Below are 3,428 nucleotides of genomic sequence, written 5' to 3'. Positions count from 1 at the left end.
GGCCGCGCGGCCGTCCGCGCCGTGGCCGCGCACCCCGCGCCGGACCTCACGGCGGTGCCGGCCGCCGACCCGGCCAAGGTGGGCCGGGACGCGGGCGAGCTGGCGGGACTCGACGAGCGGCTGGGGGTGGCCGCGACCGACGACGTGGGCGCGGTGCCGGCCGCCCGCCCCCGCGCGGTGGTCTCCGCGGCCTCGGGCGAGATCCGTCCCGATGCCGCGCCGGAGGACATCGCGCGGGCGGTCCGGTCCGGGGCGGTGGTGGTCACCATGGACCACCACCCCCCGATGCTGCTGGAGTCCGTGCCCACCGCGGTGTGGGGCGGCCAGGTGCGCATGATGGCCCGGGCCCTGGGCGCCGAGCTCGACGAGGTGACCGAGACCGGGGAGCGACGCCCGCTGCCCGCCACGGTCGTCACCGCGGCGATGGGCGAGTTCCGCGCCGGCACCCAGGGCGCCGTCCGCGAGGGTGCCCGGGGCACGCGGCGATCGGGATCCGCCGGCGCCCTGGGGGAAGGGGGTGCGGCTGTCTAGGCTGTGGCCATGGAGCAGCGCGAGTTCATGCAGCGGGGCGTCGGGATCCTCACCGAGGCGCTGGAGATGCGGCGGCAACTGCGGGCCGACCCCGACGCGGTCACCAACAGCGGCGCGGTCTCCAAGCTGCTGGAGGAGATGCTGCCGCACATCGAGCTGCCGGCCGACGCCGGCGCCCGCGAGGTCGCGGACATCGTCACGGCGAAGCTGGGGCCCGCGATCGTGCAGATCACCTCCGCGCTGGCGTTCGCCTTCGTCCAGCTCGCCGAGGTCCACGACGCGGGCCGCACCGACGTGTCCTCCACGGACGTGCTGCGCTCCATCTCGCTGCACTACGAGACGAGGGCGGGGGAGTAGGCCGGCCCCGCCGGGGCTCCGCCGCGCCGCGGTGGCGGTGCGGCGCCGGGGCGCGACCCGTCCGCCCCGCGACCGGCTCCCGGTGCCGGGAGTCTTGACTCCTTACGCGCCAGTAGCGATCCTCGGCCCGTACTGTGCGCGGTCATGACAAGTCGGGGGCCCCGTTCCCCGCCCGTCGAGCGGCCGTGCCGACCGCCGACGGAGGGACGTGGGCCGTGACCATCGTTCGACGCTCCACCGGCAGACGCCGACCAGTCGCCTTCCTGTCCCTGATCCTGCTCGTCCTGGCCGCGGCCCTCGGTCCCACACCGAGCGCCGCCGCCGACGGCGACTGGTGGGACCCGACGGCCCGCCCGTCCCCGGACTCGGGGATCGGCGTCACCGGCGAGCCGTTCAAGGGCACGAACTCCGCCGGAGAGGTACGCGGGTTCGTCGACGCGCACAACCACATCATGTCCAACGAGGCGTTCGGCGGCCGGCTCATCTGCGGCAAGCCGTTCTCCGACCGCGGCGTCGCCGAGGCGCTCAAGGACTGCCCCGAGCACTACCCCGACGGCTCGCTCGCCGTGTTCGACTTCATCACCAACGGCGGCGACGGCCGGCACGACCCGGTGGGGTGGCCCTCCTTCAAGGACTGGCCGGCCCACGACTCCCTGACCCACCAGCAGAACTACTACGCCTGGATCGAACGCGCCTGGCGCGGCGGACAGCGCGTGCTGGTCAACGACCTCGTCACCAACGGCGTCATCTGCTCGGTGTACTTCTTCAAGGACCGCAGCTGCGACGAGATGACCTCCATCCGGCTGCAGGCGCAACTCACCTACGACATGCAGGACTTCGTCGACCGGATGTACGGCGGCCCCGGCAAGGGCTGGTTCCGCGTCGTCACCGACAGCGCGCAGGCCCGCCATGTCGTCGAACAGGGCAAGCTGGCCGTGGTGCTGGGCGTCGAGACCTCCGAGCCCTTCGGGTGCAAGCAGATCCTGGACATCGCGCAGTGCGACCGGGCCGACATCGACGCCGGACTCGACGAGCTGTACGACCTGGGCGTGCGCAGCATGTTCCTGTGCCACAAGTTCGACAACGCGCTGTGCGGCGTGCGCTTCGACTCGGGCGCCCTCGGCACCGCCATCAACGTCGGCCAGTTCCTGTCGACCGGCACCTTCTGGCGCACCGAGAAGTGCACCGGTCCCCAGCGCGACAACCCCATCGGCCTGACCGCAGCGCCCGGGGCGGAGCAGAAGCTGCCCGACGGCGTGGACCTGCCCAGCTACGCCGAGGACGCGCAGTGCAACGTCCGGGGGCTCACCGACCTCGGTGAGTACGCCGTGCGCGGCATGATGAAGCGCAACATGATGCTCGAGATAGACCACATGAGCGTCAAGGCCACCGGCCGCGTCCTCGACATCCTGGAGGCCGAGTCGTATCCGGGCGTCATCTCCTCGCACAGCTGGATGGACCTGGACTGGACCGACCGCGTCTACGGTCTCGGCGGCTTCATCGCCCAGTACATGAACGGCTCCGAGCACTTCGTCGCGGAGGCCGGACGGACCGGGGCACTGCGCGAGAAGCACGGCGTCGGCTACGGCTACGGCACCGACATGAACGGCGTCGGCGGCTGGCCCGCGCCCCGCGGCGCGGACGCCCCGAACCCGGTCACGTACCCCTTCCGCAGCGTCGACGGCGGGTCGGTCCTCGACCGGCAGACCACCGGCGAGCGCACCTGGGACCTCAACACCGACGGGGCCGCGCACCACGGGCTGGTGCCCGACTGGATCGAGGACATCCGGCGGGTCGGCGGCCAGGACGTGGTGGACGAACTGTTCCGCGGCGCCGAGTCCTACCTCGGCACCTGGGGCGCCTCCGAGGCCCACCGCTCCGAGGTGAACCTCGCCGAGGGCGCCACCGCCACCGCCTCCTCCGCCGAGTGGAACCCGTTCACCAGCTACGCGGCGGGCCGCGCCGTCGACGGCGACCGGGGCACGCGCTGGGCCAGCGACTGGAACGACGGCCAGTGGCTGCGGATCGACCTGGGCGAGACCCGGCGGATCGGGCGGGTCACGCTCGACTGGGAGCGCGCCTACGCCCGTTCCTACCGCGTCGACGTGTCCACGGACGGCACCACCTGGCGCACCGTCTGGTCCACCGCCTCCGGCGACGGCGGCCTGGACACGGCCCGGTTCACCCCCGTGCAGGCCCGGCACGTGCGGGTGCAGGGGCTGGAGCGGGGAACCCAGTGGGGCTACTCCCTGTACGAGGTCGGCGTGCACAGCCGGTGAGCCCGCCGGGGGCCCCGCCACGTCCGGGCGGGACCCCCGGGGCGGGCGGGACGGTCCCGCGCCCCGGTCAGCCCCGCTGCGGCAGCGCACCGTCCAGCAGCTCCCGCACCGCGTCCAGGGCCGCCTCCCGGTCGGCGGGCACGAGCCCGATGCGGGTCCGGCGGTCCAGTACGTCGGCCTCGTCGAGGGCCCCCTCGTGCCGCAGCGCCCACAGCACCTCGGCGCCGGTGACGGGGTGGGACGGCAGCACGCGCTCCCGCA

3 protein-coding genes and 1 pseudogene are annotated in these 3,428 nt (G+C 73.7%); 3 read left to right on the top strand and 1 reads right to left on the bottom strand.

The window, feature by feature from the left end:
* From G3I53_RS04105 to G3I53_RS04095, 3 genes and pseudogenes are all read left to right on the top strand, one after another.
* Positions 1–462, top strand: a pseudogene (locus G3I53_RS04105) (hypothetical protein); the annotation flags it as partial.
* A gap of 78 nt (positions 463–540) precedes the next feature.
* On the top strand, positions 541–888 hold the full coding sequence (locus G3I53_RS04100) for a hypothetical protein (protein WP_164336679.1): 348 nt from the start codon (positions 541–543) through the stop codon (positions 886–888).
* 215 nt (positions 889–1,103) lie between these two features.
* Positions 1,104–3,167, top strand: coding sequence for a discoidin domain-containing protein (locus tag G3I53_RS04095; protein ID WP_343240552.1), 2,064 nt, complete (start codon positions 1,104–1,106; stop codon positions 3,165–3,167).
* Positions 3,168–3,234: 67 nt separating this feature from the next.
* On the opposite strand, the gene G3I53_RS04090 is transcribed toward G3I53_RS04095, so the two are convergent.
* Positions 3,235–3,428, bottom strand: a 194-nt coding sequence (locus tag G3I53_RS04090) for a glycerol-3-phosphate dehydrogenase C-terminal domain-containing protein (protein ID WP_275406483.1), incomplete at its 5' end; no start/stop codon positions are given.

It is taken from the genome of Streptomyces sp. SID14436 (assembly GCF_010548465.1).
Classification (GTDB): Bacteria; Actinomycetota; Actinomycetes; order Streptomycetales; family Streptomycetaceae; genus Streptomyces.
The sequence above is the reverse complement of the archived record's forward strand: the minus strand, read 5'-3'. Positions and strand labels throughout refer to the sequence as shown.